This window comes from Carnobacterium sp. 1290_CSPC (assembly GCF_001053265.1).
Taxonomy (GTDB): domain Bacteria; phylum Bacillota; class Bacilli; order Lactobacillales; family Aerococcaceae; genus Aerococcus; species Aerococcus urinaeequi.
This window is the reverse complement of the sequence record NZ_JVVG01000024.1, coordinates 178,791-200,454: the sequence shown is the minus strand read 5'-3', so window position 1 is coordinate 200,454 and position 21,664 is coordinate 178,791. Positions and strand designations below refer to the sequence as shown.

Here is a 21,664-nt window from a genome sequence, read left to right as displayed (position 1 = left end):
ACTAAATAACGTATTCGCGATATTTGAAATTATTTACCAACACTATTTGTAAAAGAACCCTTTTTTCAATATTTTAATAGTTATCGTCATCTGGTGATAAGCCAGCGGCTAATATTTTTAGTAATTGGCCGGTTTCGGCATTCTCATGCCAGCCTCTAAAGTAGTCAGACCCGGGTCCATAAGCATAGACATTGACGTCTTCACCCGTATGGTTACCTGTTGTCCAACCCGTATTAGAACGGCGGTCTACAATGTCTCGAATGGCTTGGGTCAAGCGGCTAATCTTTTCTTCGTAAGTATAGACATAAGTATGGTAAATCGACCGTAGCTGGTTTTTCTCGGTAGAAGATAATTCAAATTGGATGTTACGACGAATTACTTCAACCCAGTCATTAGTTTCTTGGGTCAACTCAGCAATATGTTCAGGAGTTGCTTTGACTTTTCGAATATAGTCAGGCAACCAAGAATCGATATTATTAGCTCCCATAGTCATCCCACCTGTTGCATGGTCAGACGTTGCAATGACAAGGGTATCTCCGTCTTGCTTGGCGAAATCAATGGCTACTTGGAAGGCGCCGGCGAAATCATCAATTTCACTCATGATCCCAACCACATCTTTATGGTGGGCAGCCCAGTCAATTTGACTCCCTTCAACCATTAGGAAGAAACCATCATCACCAGTATCCAATCGGCGGATGGCAGAATGGACCATTTCACCAAGACTAGGGGTTACATTTGACCAACGATCAATAGCCATTGGAACCCCAAATTCGGAGAATAAACCAAGAACTTGTGGGTTGTGAGAATTGAAGAGTTCATGTTTGGTATGGACGATATCATAGCCAAGATTTTCAAATTCTTGGGCTAAATTTCGGTCTGGGCGGATAAAATGGTCACGTCCCCCGCCAAGCATGACATCAATTTTTTGCTTACCTTCAATGGTATCGTCTAGGTATTGGTCAGCAATATCAGAATAATCTAAGCGGCTTTCTACATGGGCCGCAAAACCTGCAGGCGTTGCGTGGCTGATTTCAGCGGTCACGACAATCCCTGTTTTTTTATTGTTCAATTTGGCAATTTCTAAGGCAGAGTCTACCCGGCTCAATTGTTTGTCCAGGCCAATGACACCATTCATGGTTTTAACACCAGTAGCCATGGCTGTTGAAGAGGCGGCAGAATCGGTAATTGTCGCCCAAGGGTCAAAGGAATAAGTGGATTGTTGGCCAACCAAATACTTGTTAAAGATACTTGGGTTTCTAAAGTGACCAACGTCTTGATGAAGGTATTCCCGGTAGGCTGAGGCGAGTGAAACGCTCATCCCGTCGGACACCATGAAAATAATGTTCTTCGGTTGGTGGGGAAATTGCTCATTACTAGCTACCATAATTTATGCTGCTTCCTTTCAGTAATCACTTGTCAAATTGAGGGTATTTTTTCAAATCAATACCATCTTTTCTATCCTATAATCCTATTATAAGTTAAAATAGAAAGGAATGCTAAAGAAAGAGGGATACGACATGTTACGGATTGATGCCGCAGTTTTACATATCTTTGATACCAACACCAACGAAGCGGTCTTATCACAGGCACTTTTAGACCATAAAGAACAATATATGATTGAATATATTGACAAAATGATGACCAAAATCATGTACACGGCACAGCAAAAAGTAGGCAAGCTACCCGACAGAAGTCCAGCTAAGGAAATTTTAGTGGGCATGAATCAAGCAGAAAACTTCCTTCATGGCACACAAAAACTGACCAACCGATTTTTCAATTTCACTAAATTAAACCCGGATATCAAACCAGCGGATTTACTGTGGACAGGATTCTGGCTAGACGAAGCTTATTTTATCGGCATGTTCAAGTTAAACCACAACGAATCTTACACCCACTATGTAGAGTATGACCAGGACAACTTGAAGAATGACCTGATTATCAACCGGGCCATTCTACCTAGTCCAACCCAAGCTATCGACGAAGGATTCTTATACTGCATCGATACAGAAGAGTACTTCTTGATTGAGAAGAAACACCTGATTGAAGAATACGGGGAGCGAATTAACTATTTAAGTGAAATCTTCTTGGATATCCAAACCAACCCAAGTATGAAAGAATCAGTGAATATTATCAAAAAGGCCATCGCTAAAACCGCCAAGAAGTTTGGGGAAGATGACTATCAAGACCTGGCCGAGGTAAAACAAATTCTGCATGACACTATTCATGAAACACAAGCGATTGATAACCAAGCCATTGCTGAAGTTATGTACGGGGACAATTTCTCTCGTAAGCAAGCCTACTTTGAAGAAACCAAAGAGCAAGGTTTGGCTGATGAAACACCTTATATGCCGGAACTTTTGGGGAACAACATGCAACGACAAAAATTCAAGTTTGAAAACGGGATTGAATTATCCATTCCTTTAGACTTGTTCAATGACCCAGAAGTGGTTGAAATCAAAAATAACCCGGACGGGACACTTTCAGTCGAAATTAAAAATATCGAAAAAATCAAAAACATGTTCTAGATCATCATCATGGTCTATATGACGAATCACAATAGAAAGGGTCTACCCATATGTGGCAAAAATTCAAAGACTTAGGTTGGCGTGCCGCCTTAATCGTCTTCTTCGTGGTTTATATGATCACGATTTTAACAGTACCAAACCCAGAACAATTCCAAACACCATTCCGCTTCATCTTCGCGGCCATCATCATCGTTGGCTTTGTAATGGAATTAGAAAAGAAACGAAAAAAATAAGTAGGCATTATAAAAGGTCGCGAATTCATTTTTGCGACCTTTTTACCTAATCTAACAATAGTCTTAATATCGGGCTCTTCTTACGCATAGACATCCGTATGTCACTGCGTTCCGACGGCTGTTTCACAAAAGCCAAACCCTTCCGATGCTTCCCGAAATACACTAATTAGTTACAGTAATTGTTCGGTTTCTAAGGTGTAAGGCCGACGTCACACTATGATACGGCACTATTTGTCCAGCATCTCCTGTCTGGACGCCATACATCACATCCTGATTTTAAGGCAATGATAGGTAAGGTGTAGGACGAAGGTCTATGTGTACTGTATATTCTGAATGATTTGAATCAAACTGCAATCAAGAGTAAAATAGGAAAGAATAATGATAGCGAAAACAAAGCAAGAGGAGAGGGTTTATAAATGAAATATAATGACACTTGGGATTTAGACGCCATGTATCAAGGCGGAGTGACAGGGAATGCCTTTCAAGAGGCACTAGAAACCCTAGTCCAAAAACGAGATGCCTTAATCAAAGACATGCAAACATTTGATATCAATACAATAGGCGCACCAGCAACTTTTGCGGATATTATTGATCAAGCTGACCAATACCTGAACCACTTCACTACTTTAATTACTTACGCCCAAATGGCATCTGACGCAGACATGCGTGACGAGGCCGCCTCGGCAGCGATTAATAAGGTGGCGACTTTAAACCAAGCTTATGAGATTGCCCGTAAAGGGTTAGACAAACAATTGGCGACCCTAAGCGATGCCGCATTTCAGGACTTTTTAGCGGAACCGCGCTTGGCTGAAATTGCCTTCACCCTTGAGGAAGACCGCCGCGATGCGAAACGCCTGCTAGATGATCAAGCGGAAGCCCTTTTGTCAGAATTACAAATCGACGGCTTATCTGGTTGGTCAAATACGTATTCTACGACGGCTTCAGTGATGACGATTTCGGTCGATTTAGACGACGGCCACCACGATTATTCAGTGGGACAGGCGATGAATAATATGTACGCTGACCCAAATCCTGAAAACCGGGCAAAAATTTTCGCTGCTTGGGAAGAAACTTTTGCCCAATATGGACCAGTCTTCGCTGATATCTTAAACCATTTGGCTGGCTACCGGTTAACCACTCAAAAAGCTCATGGATACAATGATTTCATGGAGGAACCACTAGAATATAACCGTATTAAAGCGGAAACCGTAGAAGCTATGTGGCAGGCAGTTGCGGACCATAAAGATACCTTTGTCCAATTTTTAAACCGGAAAAAGGCTTTACTTGGTTTAGACGAATTGAACTGGCAAGATGTGGATGCGCCATTAGATTTCGAAGATACCAAGCCAACGACCTTCACTTACGATGAAGCGGCAGATTTTGTAGTAGAAAATTTTAGAACTTTTGGGGACAAGTTAGCAGACTTTGCCCAATCAGCTCTGGATAACCGTTGGATTGAGGCGGAAGACCGTCCAGGCAAGCGCCCAGGTGGTTACTGTACAGAAACCATCAACGAAGATGAAACCCGTATCTTTATGACCTTTACAGGTTCAAGAAACGATACGTCAACCTTGGCCCACGAATTGGGTCATGCCTTCCACTCTGACGTTTTAACTAGTGAAGCACCGTCTAACCAAGCATACGCTATGAATGTGGCGGAAACAGCATCTACTTTTGCAGAAACAATTGTGGCCAACGCCAATTTAAAACAAGCCAAAAGTAAGTCTGAACGTCTACAATTATTGAACGCGAAAATGGAAAATGCCATCGCGATGTTCATGAATATCCGGTCTCGTTTCTTATTTGAAACAGCCTTTTATACTGAGCGCCAAGATGGTTTTGTATCTGAAAGTCGCTTAAATGAATTGATGACAGAAGCTCAAGAAGAAGCATTTGGTGGGGCAATCAATGATTTACACCCACATTTCTGGGCAAGTAAATTACACTTCTTCATCGATGATGTGCCATTCTACAACTTCCCATATACATTTGGTTACATGTTTAGTTTAGGGATCTATGCGGAATACTTGAAAGCACCAGAAGGATTTGAAGAACGCTACATCGCCTTATTGAAGGATACCGGACGTATGACCACTGAAGAGTTGGCTATGAAACACTTAGGGGCTGACCTAACTAAGCCAGATTTCTGGCAAGCAGCTATTGATTTGGCAGCATCAGACGTAAAAGAATTCTTAGCTGAATCGGAAGATTTAGTTTAATAGACTATACAAACAAGTTTCTAAAAGCAGGTAGGGATATATTTCCTTTACCTGCTTTTTACAATATGCACAAACGTTGCGTGCTATAATTGACCTAATATTGAATTCAATTATAGTCTTTGTGAAATTTATGGAGGTTGGAAAATAACAACCGCAGTCATTGCCGCCATTATTGGTGATGTGGTGGGGTCACGTTTTGAACGGCATAATCACAAAAATAAAGACGTTGAATTGTTTACAAAAAAGAACCATTTCACTGACAACACGGTCATGACTCTAGCAGTCGCTGACGCCATCATGGACACGTCAGCGCTAAAACTGGTTTTCGGCCAAGATGATGCGGCTATTGAAGCCTTATTAGAAGGGGATTCTTTTGAAGACGTCATCCGACACGGTATACCAGTGGGCAGGGATTCAGATACAATCGCGTCTATGGCTGGGGCCATTGCCTCCGTTTATTACAAAGGTATTCCGGATGATCCAGTGGTCAAAACATTGACCTATCTGCTGGATGATCTTAGGGCGATTTTCACTAGATGGCAATCATTTGTTGGCTAGAGAAAGGAGTATGTGATTTTTATGACGCATTCAACCATTTTTGACGAAATCAAACAAGAAATTATTGACGATCCTTATAACAAGGACTATACCGACCGCGGGATTGAACCCGTTTTCTATGCTTCAAAAAATGCCCGGATTGCCATTATCGGCCAAGCACCTGGTAAGAAAGTAGAGGAGACTCAACTTTTCTGGAATGACCAGTCAGGAGACCGGCTGAGAGATTGGATGGGGATGTCTAGGGATCTATTCTATGAAACTGATTTGATTGCCCAGTTACCTATGGATTTCTATTATCCAGGTAAGGCCAAAACCGGGGACAAACCACCAAGAAAGGGATTCGCAGACAAGTTTCACCCGCAAATTCTAAAGGAAATGCCTAATCTAGAAACCATTATCTTGATTGGTAATTATTCACAGAAACACTACCTGGGAAAAGACCGGCAGCGAAATCTGACCGAAACGGTTAGACATTATAAGGACTATTTACCGGATTATTTTCCTCTGGTCCATCCGTCCCCTTTAAACCAGCGGTGGATGAAGAAGAATCCTTGGTTTGAAACAGATGTACTACCTGATTTTAAAGAGATGATACAGACGTATATCAAGGAAGGCTAGGTTATGGACTAGGTAGCAGCGATCGGTGACTATATTGTAGACCAAGCCGATGATGACCAAGCCATTTTAAGGAAGTTGCGACATGAGCTAGCGTCGGTATTACCAGCTTGACAGGAGAAAATTTCCTATGGCATGCCAACCAATTTTGACAAGAAGGTGGCAGATTATGGGTCGGTCAAGAGGACCTTTAAAATTTCCCTAGGATTCAGAGATGCGATATGACTTTATTGTTGAATGAGCGGTTTACAACTACCAGCAACAAAAATAAAAATACGGAGGCAAGTCATGGCAGAGATAGGTAAAAAATTTTGGGGTTACACCAAAGAAGAATGGTCGTGGGTTTTACAGGATACAGGGAATTCAGCTTATTCCTTAGTTATCACAGCAACATTATTTCCCTTGTTTTATAAGGCAATCGCAGAAGGGGCGGGGGTTGCGGACGCAGATTCAACCGCCTACTTGTCTTATGCCAATTCTATCGGAACGGCCTTAGTAGGCTTGATGGCACCGATTTTAGGGTCTATCGCTGAATACCGAGGTTTTAGAAAGCCCTTATTTACGATGGGGACCTTGTTAGGTATTATTTCTATATTGTTGATGGCTTTCACACCAGGTGGGACTTGGGGAACGGCTTGGTTAATCTTATTAATTTTATATGTTTTATCCAATATCGGTTTTTCATCGTCAAATGTCTTTTATGATGCTTCACTGCTTGATGTAACGGTTAAAACCCGGATGTCTCGTGTTTCGTCAATGGGTTACGGTATGGGCTATATCGGGTCTTGCGTGCCATTCTTATTGTATTTAGTTTTTATGTTAAATATCGATGCTATGCCGTTTACCCTAGATTGGTTAACCAGATCAGCCTTTGTATTAACCGCTGTTTGGTGGTTTGCCTTTACTATTCCATATTGGCAAAATGTCCAACAAAAATCGTGGATCAATCCAAGTTCAAGACCCATCCGGGATTCTTTTAAGCGGGTGAAAAATACACTCAGAGACATGGCCCAATACCGTCAGTTATTTATTTTCCTTCTGGCTTATTTCTTATATATCGACGGGGTAGGGACGATTATTTCGATGGCAACAGCTGTAGCAACTGACTTAGGGATTGAAGCGACAGTCCTTGTTGTGGTCTTATTGATTGTTCAAATTGTGGCCTTTCCATTCACTGTATTATACGGGCAGTTGGCCAAACGATTCGGGGACAAGAAAATGATCTATGTAGGGATCGTGACTTATATCATCATTTGTATCTATGCCTTGAGTATGGAAACAGCGACTGATTTCTTTATACTAGCTTGTATGGTTGGGACGGCTCAAGGAGGCTTACAAGCCTTATCACGTTCGATGTTTGGAAAATTAATACCAGAAGGCAAAACGAATGAATTCTTCGGCATCTACAATGTCTTTGGGAAATTCTCTTCTATTATCGGGACAACCTTACTAGGGATTATCACCCAAATGACGGGCAACTCCTTGAATGGGGTCTTTGGTTTAATTATCCTCTTTATTATCGGGGGTGCATTGTTACTTGGCGTCAAAGAAGATGGGGTGAAAGGATAAGGAAATTGCTCATCACAAAAGAAAAAACTGGTGTCACGTTTAATAATGACCACCAGTTTTTTCGTATTGACGTATTTAATTGTTTGCAATCATCTTAGATATCTAAAGAGATTGCTGGACCTGCTGGGATAATACCGTTCGGGTTGATTGTCGGATGGCTACCATAGTAGTGGTGTTGGATGTGATAGAAATCAACTGTGTCAGAAATACCTGCCATGTTGTAAATTTCACGGGTATAACGCCATACATTTTCAAAGTCTGTTAAGTGCTTGATATTGCACTTGAAGTGACCGTAGTAGACATGCTCAAAACGGATTAAGGTTGGGAACAAACGGATGTCAGAGGTTGTTAATTTGTCACCTAATAAGAATTTTTTGTCAGCTAGGATACCGTCTAATTTTTCTAGGGCTTCAAATACATGACCAACTTCGTCTTCATAAACAGCTTGGTCTGTCGCAAAACCAGCTTTGTAAACACCGTTGTTGATGTTTGGATAGACAAAGTCATCCATTTCTTTGATTTGGTCGCGCAATTCTTCTGGGTAGTAATCACCTTCAACGGCACCAATTTCGTCAAAGGCTGAGTTTAACATCAACATAATTTCAGATGATTCGTTGTTAACGATGGTATCTTTTTCTTTGTCGTATAAAACAGGTACAGTTACACGTCCAGTATAGGTAGGGTCTGCATGTGTGTAAACTTGGTGCAAGAAGTCAGCGTTTAAAATTGGGTCAGCAATCACACCTTGGTCTGGTGCAAATGTCCAGCCGTTTTCCAACATGATTGGATTTACGATAGAAATAGAAATCATGTCTTCCAAGCCTTTTAATTTACGCATCATCAAGGTACGACTAGCCCACGGACACGCTAGTGATACGTATAAGTGGTAACGTCCAGCTTCAGCTTTAAACCCACCTTCGCCTGTTGGACCTGCTGAACCGTCAGTGCTGATCCAGTTTCTGAATTGTGAATCTTTACGGACAAAGCGACCACCTGTTGATTTTGTGTCATACCATTGGTCTTTCCAAACGCCATCTACTAATAATCCCATAATACATCTCCTTTTAGAAGTGATAATTCGATTTCAAAATAATATACCGCTATTGTAATATAGACAACTGTATTTCTCAAATGATAGGGGTTGATGGGGAAATAAATTAACATCTTCTGTTACCACTCAAGTCGAATTCTACAGGGCAGACAGGTGTCTGCTTCAGAATAATTTGCATCACACTTTGTGTGATACGGCACTATTCTTCCAGCATTACCTATCCGGGCGCCCTGAATCATATCCTATTTTAAGGCAATGATAGGTAGTTAAGAGACCCAGGGTATATTATTTTTTTACTTATTATCGTTCTTGAATAATTAAATTCACTTTCCTTGGATGACTATCAATTGAAAGTTAGCTATACTTAATTAAACTAGTTTTTGGTAAACTGAAAATAGACAATTTTCAAAAAATCATGGAAAGAGGCTTAACCATTGCGATACGAATCACTTCAAGCAAAGTTGCCCCTAGCACCCGCCGGCGAAATGGTGTTAGGATTAGCGTCGATGAAACAGTTAATGGCGCACTTTAACCATCCAGAAAATCAACTCCCAACCATTCATATCGCTGGGACAAACGGCAAAGGGTCAACCGCCAAAATGGTGGCCACTATCTTACAAGCAGCCGGCTACAAGGTTGGCTTATTCACTTCCCCGTCCTTAGTCGACTTCAACGAGCGCATTCAAATCAATGGCCAACAAATCACTGACACCCAGCTCATGGCACAAGTTGACCGGATGACGGCAGCATTAGGACCGGATGAATATTACACCGAGTTTGAAGTCTTTACCGGACTTGCTTGGTTGACCTTTGAGGCAAATCAGGTAGATTTTGTCGTCTTAGAAGTTGGCTTGGGTGGCAGATTGGACGCTACTAATATCATCAACCAACCACTGGTCACGGCCATCACGAAAATTGCCCTGGACCACCAGAAAATCCTCGGCGACACACTAGCTGAAATCGCAGGTGAGAAGGCCGGCATCTTGAAAACAGGTGTGCCCTTGGTATTATATCCGCAAGTTGATGAGGCGAAAAGAGCCATCACACAACAAGCTGACCGCCTTCAAGTGCCTATACATGAAGTCAAGCCAGGGGATATAGAACCGCTAGCTACCGACGCCCACGGATTACAGTCATTTAAATATAAAGGACGCAAATACACGCTTAACCTACAAGCCCCCTACCAGGTCAATAATGCGGCCCTAGCCATTGAAATTATCCAAGTTTTGAAAGCACAAGGGATCGTCATTTCTGACCAGGCCATTGAAAAAGGACTTGCGACTGTTACTTGGCCAGCCCGCTTTGAAATGGTAGCGTCTGAGCCTACAATCATCATCGATGGGTCTCACAATATGGACGGGATTTTATCCTTAAAAGAGGCGATTTTAACCCATTATCCAGCTTCAAAAGTGGGCAAAAGGGTAGCTATTATGGGCATGTTAGCGGACAAGGACGTGGCCCACGTGGTTGAGGGCATTGCCCCTATTTTTCAAAAAATCATTACTGTAACTCCGCATTCAAACCGGGCCTTAGCTGGTGGCCAATTGGCAGCTATGATCAAAGCATCTGGGACAGCGGTTGAGTTTGCGGATTCAGACCAGGCAGCTTTAGAAATTGCGGAAGCGGATTTAAAGAAAGACGACCTCTTATGTATATTTGGGTCTTTCTACTTTGTGGGCTATTTAAGGTCCATCATCAAAAATCGGCTATAAGCATGATAAAGAGTTTTCAATATTAAATAAGAAAAGGTGACAATAATGGATATGGAAAGAATTGAAAAGGCAGTACGGGAGATATTGCTTGCAGTGGGCGAAGACCCGGACCGTGAAGGACTTGTTGAAACGCCAGAACGGGTAGCCAAAATGTATGCGGAAATATTTGACGGGTTAAATAGAGACCCGAGAATCCACACAGAAAAAACCTTTTCTGAATCAGCATCAGAATTTGTATTGGTAAAGGATATTTCCTTCCACTCAACTTGCGAACACCACTTGTTACCAGTGATTGGTCAAGCACACGTTGCTTATATTCCAAAAAACGGACAGGTTATCGGCCTATCTAAATTGGCACGGATTGTCGAAGATTTTGCTTTGAGACCGCAATTACAAGAACGGTTAACCAACCAAGTAGCGGACGTATTAGCGGAAGAATTAGGTGCAGAAGGCGTATTTGTTGTGTTAGAAGCAGAACACATGTGCATGACTTTACGGGGCATCAAGAAACCAGGTGCTAAGACAGTCACTTACGCAACCCGTGGTGCTTATACTGACCGCGGTCGCCGTCAAGAAGTTTTAGATATGATGAATTTATAGTGGATGCAGTGACCATAGAAAGTTTGTGACGAGATGTATATTAAACGATTAAATAAAACCTTCAATTTCCCAAGCGACCACACTTGGATCATGGGCATTTTAAATGTGACCCCTGATTCATTTTCAGATGGCGGAGCCTATGTTGCCACTGACGACATGATCGCCCAAGTAGAAAGAATGGTCGCTGAAGGGGTAGATATTATTGATGTGGGCGGCGAATCTACCCGTCCTGGCCATGTCCCAGTTACCCTTGAAGAAGAAATTAACCGGGTTGTTCCAGCAGTTCAAGCTATTCGTCAAGTTTCGGATGTTTTGATTTCAGTAGATACTTGGAAGGCTGAAGTAGCCAGTCAAGCTCTTGCAGCAGGTGCAGATATTATTAACGACCAGTGGGCTGCGACCCGTGAACCAGCAATTGCCAAAGTTTGCGCTGACTTTGATGCGCCTTTAATTTTGATGCATAACCGGGAAGAATACCATGATTATAGCCATATCATGAAAGAGATGAAAGCTGACCTACAAAACGCTATTGATATTGCCCGTGCTCAAGGGATGCGTGACGACCAGCTGATTCTTGACCCTGGTGTTGGTTTCGCCAAAACGGCGGACGACAACTTGTTGGCAATCCAAGGCTTACAAGAATTAGCTAGCTTTAATATGCCTGTCCTTTTGGCTACTTCAAGAAAAGGATTCTTGGGTAAATTAGTGGATGTGCCAGCTAATGAACGCGACGTAGCGACCGCAGCCACAACGGTTTCAGGGATCTTATCGGGGGCTGATATGGTTCGGGTCCACAATGTGAAAGTCAACAAGGAAGCTGCAGCGGTGGCAGATGCGATCAAACGCGGACAAATTGACCCAGTGAGTATTTAAGGAGGGGTTCTGATGGCTACAAGGGATAAAATTTATTTGAATAACCTGCAATTTTACGCCAACCACGGCTTGTTGGCTGAAGAAACGGCCTTAGGACAACGGTTTAATGTGGATGCAGTTCTAGCGGTAGACTTGGCGCCAGCTGGCCAATCAGATGATATGTATGATTCAGTTTCCTACGCCGATGTCTACACGGTTATAGAAGATGTTGTCGTACATGAAGCACCCGCTAAATTATTGGAACGATTAGCCCACAAGTTAGCCATGCGGATTTTAGGGGACTTTCCACTCGTTGAAGAAGTGACCATCAAAGTGGTGAAACCTGATCCACCCATTCGCGGAATTTATGACAGTGTAGCCATTGAAATCCAACGAGACCGGACCTGGTTTAATAAGATGGAGCAGATAAACCAGATGAATGAGGTGAAATAAAGATGCAATCAGACGTATTAATCGCTTTAGGGTCTAACATTCAACCACGACTTGACCACTTGAAAAATGCAGTGGCGGCCTTTAAGCAAAATGAAGAGATTAAAGTAGTGGCAACTTCGCCAATCTATGAAACAGTCCCCAAAGGCTACCTTGATCAAGAGGACTTTTTGAATATGGTTATGCATATCCAAACTGATTTAACAGCAGCTGATTTATTGGCTTTTTGTCAAAGCATTGAACAAGACCAAAAACGAGTTCGGACCATTAAAAATGGCCCTCGTACTATCGATGTGGATATCTTGCTCATCGATGAAGAGATTATTGACACATCAGACTTACTAGTACCGCATCCGCGTATGCATGAACGGGCTTTTGTCTTATGTCCGGCTGCTGATATTGTTGGATCTTGGCAGGTACCCATTTTAGGACAAACAGTTGCTAGTTTACGCGATCAACTACCACAAGCTGAAAAAGATGATGTCCGGATTTCAGGATTCTCATTAGATTTATAACCATTGAAAATAAATGCTTATTAGGAAGGGGAAATCATGGGTAAAATTGCCTTAAGTATTGTACAGAGTGTAGATGGGTATATCGCTGACTTAGATGATCAGTTTGATTTTATTGAAGGTATACCAGGTCCTCACTTAAAAGACATCTCAACGAGTGATTCCCCGTATTCACTCGAAGCCTTTTTTGATATGTATGACATTATTGTAATGGGACATCAATCCTATAAAATTGGTTTTGCAACAGATTTCCCGAGTAAAACGATTTACGTGGTTACAAATGAAAAACGCCCTAATGAAGGTAATATCCATTTTGTTAGACCAGGCCAAATAGTGAAATTAATGATGGCTAAGAAAAAGCAAGGCCATCATATTTACCTATATGGCGGGGGAATTGTATTGAAGCCATTTATGGTAGCTAATGCGATAGATGAGTACATTATTGGGACCGTACCGATTATCTTAGGTAAAGGTAAACCTTTATTTTATGAATTAGATGAAAGTATACCTTTACAACTAGACCAAGTTGATGTGATGGGTGGATTAACCATCCATATTTATCACAGACGTTAGAACAAAATACTATATACAAAAGCTTTCAATCCAGCTCTCTAATCTGATTAGAAGCCCGGCATTGAAGGTCTTTTTTTTATAAAAGATGTTTCTAAAAAGAAAAAATGAAATATATAGCGGCAGTGCACTATGTTATAGTTGAATTAAAATATTGTCCAATAGTAAAGTATAAATATTAGGGATTTTAAAGGAGTATTGCGATGATTAAAGACAATCAAAAATACAATAAGTTAGTGGAACCTAGTTCTGCTTTTTTGGAGGAACTTCGTCAAAAAATGCCAGAATTTTTTACTGAGGCAAAATATGATGAAGATGGCGTTGAAGTTGAAGCTTCAACTTTTGATAATGAAAAATTCCAAGAAGCTTTAAGAGGAAACAATATAAATGAATTATCTAGTGGTTATCGTTTAGATTTTATTGGTAAAAATTACGCAAAAAAACAAGCTGGGGAACGTCCCAATACTGTTATCGTACCGGATAATGAACATAACCAGAAGGAAGAGAACAAAGATAGTAAAAATCTATTCTTTACTGGAGACAATTTAGAAGTATTACGTCACCTACAACAGAACTATGTTAACAGCGTAGACTTCATTTATATTGATCCTCCTTATAATACTGGTTCAGATGGATTTGTTTATCCAGATAAATTTGATTATTCAGATGATCAATTAAAATCAATGTTTGCTTTAAGTGATGAAGAATTAAATCGTTTAAAATCCATTCAAGGTAAGTCTACGCATAGTGCGTGGCTAACCTTTATGTATCCAAGACTTTATTTAGCTAAAAAAGTATTAAAAGATACAGGAGTAATTTTTATTTCAATTGATGAAAATGAGCAAGCAAATTTAAAGTTATTAATGGATGAAATTTTTGGTGAAAGTAGCTATGCTGGAGAAATAATTAGAAAAACTAAGTCTATGACTAATGATTCTAAAACCGGGATTAACTATCAACATGAATATGCTTTGATATATGCAAAAAATATCAATTCGATGGTATTAAAAGGAGAATTGAAAGATAATTCTAATTACAAAAATATAGATAATGATCCTAAAGGACCTTGGATAAGTGATAATCCTAGTGCTCGAAGTGGCGGACCTAATTCTTCTTTTGGAATAACTAATCCTTTGACTGGAACTACTGACTACCCTCCTAAGGGTAGGTATTGGGCTTTTTCAAAAGGTACATTTGAAGAGTGGATAAATTCAGGTAAAGTTAAATTTAGAAGTAAAGTAAAACCAGGTCAACGAGGGTTCATTATAAAAAAATATTTAACAGAGCTTAAGAGTAATTATAACCCGGTAAATACTTTGTTTGGATTGGAAAATAGTTTTATGAATCAATCTGCTACAAAGGAATTAGCTATGCTGATGGAAGATAGTTATTTCGACAGTCCTAAGCCTGTTAACTTTATAAAGAAATTAATAAAGTATGGTACAGATGAAGGTTCCGTAATCTTAGATTTTTTTGCAGGATCCTCAACTACTGCAGACGCTGTTATGCAATTAAATGCTGAGGATGGAGTCAATCGTCAATATATTATGTGTACTTTGCCTGAACCTACTTACACTACTAACTCAGATGGTACCGAAGTGCCTACCAAGGGTGGTGCAAATGCTTATAATGCAGGCTATCGCTCTATCGACGAGATTTCAAGGGAGCGGATTGTAAGAGCTGCTAATAAAATTAAGGATGAGAATCCTTTATTAATAGAGACCCAAGATTTTGGCTTTAAGCATTACCGTGTTGTTGAACCACCGCAGAAAACTTTAGAGCAACTAGACTATGATGATATATTGCAAGAGGACCTATTTGATGGAATGATTGAAGCTTTTTCTAGCGAAAAACTAGGAATATCAGGAGAGGCAAAAGGTTTTGATACAATTCTTGCTACTTATCTAGCAAAAGATAACTATAAATTTGACGTTGACATTGAAATGGTTGATTTTTCTGGAATTCAATTACCTTACGTGAATAACCAGCGGATTTATTTAATTTCAGAAAGGTGGATGTCTGCAAATACTCGAGCTTTAGTTAATGCAATCGGTAAGAATGAAATTGTAGTTCAAACTATTGTAGTTTATGGATACACTATAGCGATGGAAAGATTACGTGAGTTAGAGATTGCCTTGAATCAATTAGAGAATAAAGTCAATCTACAAGTAAGATACTAGGAGGTAAGTCATGAAGATTTTATTAGAAGAGTTGCCTCATCAGTTAAAAGCTCTAGAAGCTCTAGACGATGCTTTTTATGGACTAGATAACAACACAAAGGATCCGGATAAAGATTATGTTTATGCAAATCCTATCATTAAAGGGCGTGGTCAAGAAAATACTAACATTGATATCAAGATGGAAACAGGTACTGGCAAGACTTACGTTGGTGTTCGTGCGATGTATGAATTGCACAGAAAATACGGACTGTTTAAGTTTATCGTGGTCGTTCCTAGTCCTGCAATTAAGGAAGGTTGGAAGAATTTTATTTCAGCCGACTATGCAAAACAGCATTTTTCACAGTACTACGAAAACACTAATATAAATCTAAATATCATTAATGCAGGGGACTTTAACAGTAAGAAGGGGTTACTACCTGCACATCTTGTGGACTTTATTGAAGGTGACCGACTAAATTCATCAACGATTCAAGTGCTGTTAATTAATGCGGGAATGCTTAATTCTTCTTCCATGAAAAAAGAGTATTCTCAAACACTTTTATCGGGTTGGACTTCTCCAATCAAAGGGTTGCAAAATACTCGCCCAATAGTACTGGTTGATGAACCGCACCGTTTTCCAAGAGATAAGGCTAACTATAAAGCTATTGCTTCCCTTAATCCCCAAATGATTATTCGATTTGGAGCAACTTTCCCGGATATAAAAGTTGGTAAAGGGAAGCAAGCTAAAATTGTTAAAGATTACTATCGTAAACAGCCGCAATTCAACCTTAATGCAGTATCTTCCTTCAATGACGGCTTAGTTAAAGGGATAGATGTTTATTACCCAAATGTTACAGAAACTGAAGCAAAAGATACATATATAGTTCAGTCTGTAACGAATAAAGAATTGGTACTTAAGCATAATAACACCCTATATACCTATGGTAGGGGTGAGGATATTGGTTTTGATGGTGATATTTCTTATGCGGGTGGGAAGACACTATCTAATGGATTGGAACTTGAAAAAGGTATGATATTTCTACCAGCTACGATGACGAATTTATACCAAGAATTGATTATCCGCGATGCAATCGACAAACATTTTGAAGCAGAAATTCCAAATTTCATGAGAGAAAATGACCATCAAGCTAAAGTAAAAACCTTATCGCTTTTCTTTATAGACTCAATTAAATCTTATCGAGATGAAAAAGGCTGGTTGAAGGAATTATTTGAAAAATTATTACGTCGAAAACTTGAATCTTTAATACGAGAGTACCGCGTGAAAAAGTTACCACGTGAACAAGAATACTTGTCTTTCCTACAAGCAACCTTATCTGAATTAACTGAAAATGTGCATGCAGGGTATTTCGGAGAGGACCGTGGAACCGGAGATGCTGCTATTCAGGCAGAAGTTGACGATATTTTAAAAAATAAAGAGAAACTCTTATCCTTTAAAGATGATAAAGGTAATTGGCAAACGCGACGTTTTTTATTCTCTAAATGGACACTAAGAGAGGGTTGGGATAACCCCAATGTATTTGTGATCGCTAAACTACGCACATCAGGAAGTGATAATTCTAAAATTCAAGAAGTTGGCCGTGGACTACGCTTACCGGTAGATGAAAATGGGCATCGGTTGTTACAAGATGAATTGCCAAGTAGATTGCGTTTCTTAATTGGTTATGATGAAAAAGATTTTGCACAAAAATTAGTTGGAGAAGTTAATGCTGATGTGACAGTTGAGTTGAATGAAGCGAAATTAACACCAGATATGATCCAATTAATCCTAGACAATACTGATGAGTGGGATGAATTAGGTTTATTAGGCTATTTAAATAAAGCAACTATTATAGATGGGAATAGAAATTTCTTAGACGATGGCTTTGAAAAGCTAATTGAAAAATTTCCAGTATTAATTGAAGCAACTCAAGTTAATAAGAATAAAATTACTAATGGTGGACCTAAATCTAAAGAACGTATTAAGCTAAATAAAGAAAATTGGAATAAGATGCGTGGATTGTGGGAGCAATTTTCAAATCGTTACATGTTAGAATTTGACCAGATTAGTGATGGAGCAAAACAATTACTAATTGATGAAATGGTACAAAATCACGAGAATTTTGTGATTCAATACTCTGAATTCACTCACAATAAATTGCATTACAACGATGAAGTTAAAGAAATGCGATTGATTGAAAAAACATCTGCCTACGCTAAATCTATTGAAGGTATGAAATATGGTGAGTTCTTATTAGCGCTTGCTAAAAGTACAAAGCTTACACCTAATCAACTTCATAAAAGTATATTGCCGGTGATAAGAGATCAATATCATGGAGATACGCGCTATTTTAATGAACTTACTCTAAATAATTTGATCAGAGATTTTAGGGAAAGATTTGAAAATCGTTATGCTCAAAGTTATCATTATCAACCATTGGATTTCCAGGCAAGTACTTCAGTTTTTAATATTGAAACCAACACCTTTAAAGATGACATTCTTGCAACGGTGATCGGAGTAAATGAAGATGCTGATGTTCAGAAAGATGACCGTCAGCTTTATGAAATGCCACCGTTACGCTTTGATTCGGTTAATCCAGAATTAGATTTATTGAAACGTGGTTACGATGCGAGTGTTGTTTCATTCGGTAAATTACCTAAAAAAGCGATACAAGTACCCAAGTATATGGGCGGTACAACAACACCTGACTTTGTTTATGTTGTTGAGAAAGAAGATGAATCACATATTTACTTATTGGTAGAAACAAAAGCAGAGGGCTCTGGAAAAAGATTGAGTGATGCACAAATTGTTGATATTCAATCCAAGTTCTTTGGAAATTTGAAAGAATATGGCATCGAATATCAAGAAGCATCATCTGCGCAAGAAGTATTTACAAAATTAAGAAAGTTGGCTGAATTAGATGACAAGTAATTTATTAAATTTGGTAGAAACAGGTGTAATCGCCAAAACTGGTGCTAAACCTAAATTACCTACTACTATTCCAAATTTGACGGATACGATGTTAGATGTGTACCGCATTCCGTTGAAATACTTATACTATAATAACGAAAATGGCAGAATTTCGACTCAAATTAAAAGAATCTATGGTAATCTTGAACCTCATACGGATGAGGTAGATGCAACGTATAATGATAAGATTGCTTCTTATATTATGGAAGATAATGCATCAGCTCTTAAGAACACAAAAAAATCAATTAAAGAGAAAAGTCAGCAAGTGTACGGTTACGTCTTACAGGATGGCCGTATTATTGATGGTAATAGACGATTTACTGCCTTGAGACAATTACAAGCAGAAAGTGGCAATAGTCAGTTTTTTGAGGCAGTAATCTTGCCATTTACCTACGATGCAAAAGCAGATCGTGAGCAGATTAAGCGCCTAGAATTAGCTATTCAAATGGGTACTGAAGAGAGATTACAATATGATCCTTTAGATTTAGCTGTTGATATGTACCAGACAATAGTTGTTGAAAATTTGATGACTAAGAAAGATTATGCAAATGAATCAAACAAAAAAGTTAAAGAAATTGAAGATCGAATTGCGACTGTTGAATTGATTCATGACTTTCTTGATTTTATTAATGCTCCTCAGGATGCTTATTTTATTGTAAAAGACGCAAATCTATATAATCCTTTGTACGAATTGGCAAAGAAATTTGCGAAGTTATTTCCTGATAATGGACCTAAATATGAGCAAACCAAAGAAACTGCATTCACTTTGTTGGGTAAAATGGTTCAGACTGGTGGGGACACTGTAAGAGAAGTTCGTGACTATTTGAAAAACATTGTTAATTCACCAATCAATGACGAATATAATGATTCGATTGAAGAATCGATTGAAGATTTTCGAGATAAATTAGATGATAGGCCAATTACTTCAGCTACTGATTATCGTAATCGATTAGAGGAAGCAATGCCCGAAATTCGTCAAGTTACTGAAGTGTATAATCAGACTGTTAATCGACAAAATAGAGGACAAAGTATTGATAATTTTATCAGTGATTTCAACGATGCATTGAGTACTTTGCAAGATGCTAAAAGAGGAGACGGTTTAACTGGTAATCTACATTTTAGTAACTTTTCTAAGTCTCAAATCGAAGAAATTAGAGATTTGCTGATACAGATCAACCTTGTGAGTGGTGACTTAATAGAGGTATATGAAGATGAGCTCTAATGTCCGACTAATTAGTGACGATGGTATATTTAAATTTATCGATAATGAAGAAGCAATCTTAACTTCTAGAAAATTAAGTCGAATTCTAAGCAGGTATAAAACATTCTTCCAAGATTTCGAGTCATTGACCTTGATAGATGATCTAACATACATTCAGTTATCTGAATTAATTAATAAAATTAATGACAAGGTAGATGGCAATTTAGAAATAGATGATGAAATACGCGCTTTCATTGAATCAAGCAGGTACGCTATAGAGGAACAGAAAATTGCCGGCATAACTATTAAAGAATATGATGAACGCTGGAATGAAGAAATAGAATATTTTAAACGAATTCTCGATCAGGAAATTACTCGACCACTTAAGCCACAGCAAATTCAAGCCAGTTTCTACTTAGCTACTATGAAACGCGCAGCAAATTTTAGTGTTCCAGGAGCTGGTAAAACGGCGATGACTTATGGCGCCTTTGCCTATCTTTCATCACCACAATTAAATGAAGTAGATAAAATGTTAGTGATCTCCCCATTGAATGCTTTTGAAGCTTGGCGAGCTGAGTATATTGAAGTATTTGGCAGTAAGCGACCTTTAAATTTTATGAATTTGAAGGATTACAGTGAACCGGGTGATATTCGAACCAATTGGGGTGTTGCTGATATTATTGTCATCAATTATGAAGCACTGTCTGGTTGGAAACTTTCGGTTATTAATGGATTAATCGATGAGAAGACTATGATTGTATTTGATGAAGTTCATCGTATAAAAAATCCTGTAGGCAAGCGAGCAAAGAATGCTTTAGACTTAGGAAGACAAGCGCGATATCATTTCGTTCTTACCGGTACACCAATACCTAATTCCTACAAAGATATCTATAATTTTTTACATCTACTATATGATAACGAGTACGATTCATTCTTTGGATGGAGTATTAATGATTTATCAGAGCCAGATTCTAACGAAATAAATGAAAGAATGAATCCATTCTTCTGGCGTACTACAAAAAATGATTTAAATGTTCCAATTGCTGAACCTGACAAACACATCATCACAAAACCAGATCCTCAACAAGTGGATTTAGCAGCAACTATCCACGAAGTTGAAACGAATGTGCTAGGGAAATATATACGCTTATTGCAGGCTTCTACTAACCCAGCTTTACTGACTGAAAAGATAGATTTAAAAAGTATGGGATTTTTATTCGATGAATTAGATTATTCTATCGATGGCAGTATAAATGCTGAAGAACAAAGAAAAGCCAAGCAAAGAATGTACTTGGATGCTGGTGTCGAATCAATGGTAACGCCGAAATTTATTCAAGGTATTCAGCTAATAGAGGAGTTAACGGGTCAAGGCAAGAAAGTGCTCGTGTGGGGAATGTTCGTAGGTACTATGAAGAAAATCTATGATGAATTGAACCAAAAGGGTATCAAATCACATCTGATTTATGGGCAAACCCCTAAAGAGGATCGCGTTGGTCTGATTGATGATTTTCGTAGTGGTGACGCTCAAGTCTTGATTTCAAATCCCGCTACTTTAGGGGAGTCTATTTCACTTCATCAAACTGTCCATGATGCAATTTACTTTGAGTATAATTTTAACTTAACCTTTATGTTGCAATCTAGAGACCGTATCCACAGGCTTGGATTGGATACGAATCAGTATACGCGTTACTATTACCTGATGACTGAGGGAAGTAAAGCGCAAGGGGGTTATATAGATCAGTTAGTGTATAAACGGTTGAAAGAGAAAGAAGAAGTTATGATGAATGCAATAGAAGGAAATATGTTGCTTCCGGAAGTCACAGATGATTATTTAGCAGATGTGAAACAAATCATCTCTGCATTATAATGA

The 21,664-nt window shown here is 39.1% G+C and carries 18 protein-coding genes; 16 read left to right on the top strand and 2 right to left on the bottom strand.

Annotated features, from left to right (window positions below; genetic code table 11):
• Nucleotides 1–73: 73 nt before the first annotated feature.
• The gene (locus AC973_RS02420; RefSeq protein WP_048726807.1) at nucleotides 74–1,384 is read right to left on the bottom strand and encodes an alkaline phosphatase; all 1,311 of its coding nucleotides are present in this window, start codon (nucleotides 1,382–1,384) and stop codon (nucleotides 74–76) included.
• 133 nt (nucleotides 1,385–1,517) lie between these two features.
• Here AC973_RS02420 and AC973_RS02415 point away from each other — a divergent pair, with 133 nt between their 5' ends.
• From AC973_RS02415 to AC973_RS02390, 6 genes are all read left to right on the top strand, one after another.
• A complete protein-coding gene (locus tag AC973_RS02415; protein WP_065419846.1) occupies nucleotides 1,518–2,525 on the top strand; it encodes a nucleoid-associated protein in 1,008 nt (335 codons plus the stop codon).
• A 50-nt stretch (nucleotides 2,526–2,575) separates the two neighbouring features.
• A complete protein-coding gene (locus AC973_RS02410) occupies nucleotides 2,576–2,758 on the top strand; it encodes a hypothetical protein (protein WP_048726803.1) in 183 nt (60 codons plus the stop codon).
• A gap of 416 nt (nucleotides 2,759–3,174) precedes the next feature.
• On the top strand, nucleotides 3,175–4,977 hold the full coding sequence (locus AC973_RS02405) for a M3 family oligoendopeptidase (RefSeq protein ID WP_048726800.1): 1,803 nt from the start codon (nucleotides 3,175–3,177) through the stop codon (nucleotides 4,975–4,977).
• 180 nt (nucleotides 4,978–5,157) lie between these two features.
• Nucleotides 5,158–5,535 carry an ADP-ribosylglycohydrolase family protein gene (locus AC973_RS02400; protein ID WP_225968914.1) on the top strand — a complete coding sequence of 126 codons (378 nt, stop codon included), beginning with the start codon at nucleotides 5,158–5,160 and terminating at the stop codon, nucleotides 5,533–5,535.
• Nucleotides 5,536–5,556: 21 nt separating this feature from the next.
• The gene (locus tag AC973_RS02395) at nucleotides 5,557–6,153 is read left to right on the top strand and encodes a uracil-DNA glycosylase family protein (protein ID WP_048726794.1); all 597 of its coding nucleotides are present in this window, start codon (nucleotides 5,557–5,559) and stop codon (nucleotides 6,151–6,153) included.
• 285 nt (nucleotides 6,154–6,438) lie between these two features.
• Nucleotides 6,439–7,719, top strand: coding sequence for an MFS transporter (locus tag AC973_RS02390; protein ID WP_048726791.1), 1,281 nt, complete (start codon nucleotides 6,439–6,441; stop codon nucleotides 7,717–7,719).
• 94 nt (nucleotides 7,720–7,813) lie between these two features.
• Here AC973_RS02390 and AC973_RS02385 read toward each other — a convergent pair whose 3' ends face one another.
• A complete protein-coding gene (locus AC973_RS02385; RefSeq protein WP_048726788.1) occupies nucleotides 7,814–8,770 on the bottom strand; it encodes a glutathione S-transferase family protein in 957 nt (318 codons plus the stop codon).
• Nucleotides 8,771–9,204: 434 nt separating this feature from the next.
• On the opposite strand from AC973_RS02385, the gene AC973_RS02380 reads away from it, so the two are divergent.
• The 10 genes from AC973_RS02380 (at nucleotide 9,205) to AC973_RS02335 (ending at nucleotide 21,661) form a co-directional block, all read left to right on the top strand.
• Nucleotides 9,205–10,482 carry a bifunctional folylpolyglutamate synthase/dihydrofolate synthase gene (locus AC973_RS02380; protein ID WP_048726785.1) on the top strand — a complete coding sequence of 426 codons (1,278 nt, stop codon included), beginning with the start codon at nucleotides 9,205–9,207 and terminating at the stop codon, nucleotides 10,480–10,482.
• A gap of 42 nt (nucleotides 10,483–10,524) precedes the next feature.
• Nucleotides 10,525–11,082 (top strand): GTP cyclohydrolase I FolE, encoded by a 558-nt coding sequence (folE, locus tag AC973_RS02375; RefSeq protein WP_205713511.1) that lies wholly within the window; start codon nucleotides 10,525–10,527, stop codon nucleotides 11,080–11,082.
• Nucleotides 11,083–11,115: 33 nt separating this feature from the next.
• Nucleotides 11,116–11,955, top strand: a complete 840-nt coding sequence (gene folP / locus AC973_RS02370; protein WP_048726778.1) for a dihydropteroate synthase — start codon at nucleotides 11,116–11,118, stop codon at nucleotides 11,953–11,955.
• Between the two features lie 12 nt (nucleotides 11,956–11,967).
• A complete protein-coding gene (folB, locus tag AC973_RS02365; protein WP_016897734.1) occupies nucleotides 11,968–12,387 on the top strand; it encodes a dihydroneopterin aldolase in 420 nt (139 codons plus the stop codon).
• Between the two features lie 2 nt (nucleotides 12,388–12,389).
• Nucleotides 12,390–12,899, top strand: coding sequence for a 2-amino-4-hydroxy-6-hydroxymethyldihydropteridine diphosphokinase (gene folK / locus AC973_RS02360; RefSeq protein WP_048726774.1), 510 nt, complete (start codon nucleotides 12,390–12,392; stop codon nucleotides 12,897–12,899).
• Between the two features lie 36 nt (nucleotides 12,900–12,935).
• Nucleotides 12,936–13,469 carry a dihydrofolate reductase family protein gene (locus AC973_RS02355; RefSeq protein ID WP_048726772.1) on the top strand — a complete coding sequence of 178 codons (534 nt, stop codon included), beginning with the start codon at nucleotides 12,936–12,938 and terminating at the stop codon, nucleotides 13,467–13,469.
• A 200-nt stretch (nucleotides 13,470–13,669) separates the two neighbouring features.
• A complete protein-coding gene (locus AC973_RS02350; protein WP_065419845.1) occupies nucleotides 13,670–15,646 on the top strand; it encodes a site-specific DNA-methyltransferase in 1,977 nt (658 codons plus the stop codon).
• Nucleotides 15,647–15,656: 10 nt separating this feature from the next.
• Nucleotides 15,657–18,554: a type III restriction-modification system endonuclease gene (locus AC973_RS02345; protein ID WP_048726769.1), complete on the top strand. Its 2,898-nt coding sequence runs from the start codon at nucleotides 15,657–15,659 to the stop codon at nucleotides 18,552–18,554.
• Complete coding sequence (locus AC973_RS02340; protein ID WP_048726766.1) at nucleotides 18,544–19,815, top strand: hypothetical protein; 1,272 nt, start codon at nucleotides 18,544–18,546, stop codon at nucleotides 19,813–19,815. Before AC973_RS02345 ends, AC973_RS02340 begins: the two co-directional genes overlap by 11 nt.
• Nucleotides 19,805–21,661, top strand: coding sequence for a DEAD/DEAH box helicase (locus AC973_RS02335; RefSeq protein ID WP_048726762.1), 1,857 nt, complete (start codon nucleotides 19,805–19,807; stop codon nucleotides 21,659–21,661). The genes AC973_RS02340 and AC973_RS02335 overlap by 11 nt, the downstream gene beginning before the upstream one ends.
• The last annotated feature ends 3 nt before the right edge of the window (nucleotides 21,662–21,664 follow it).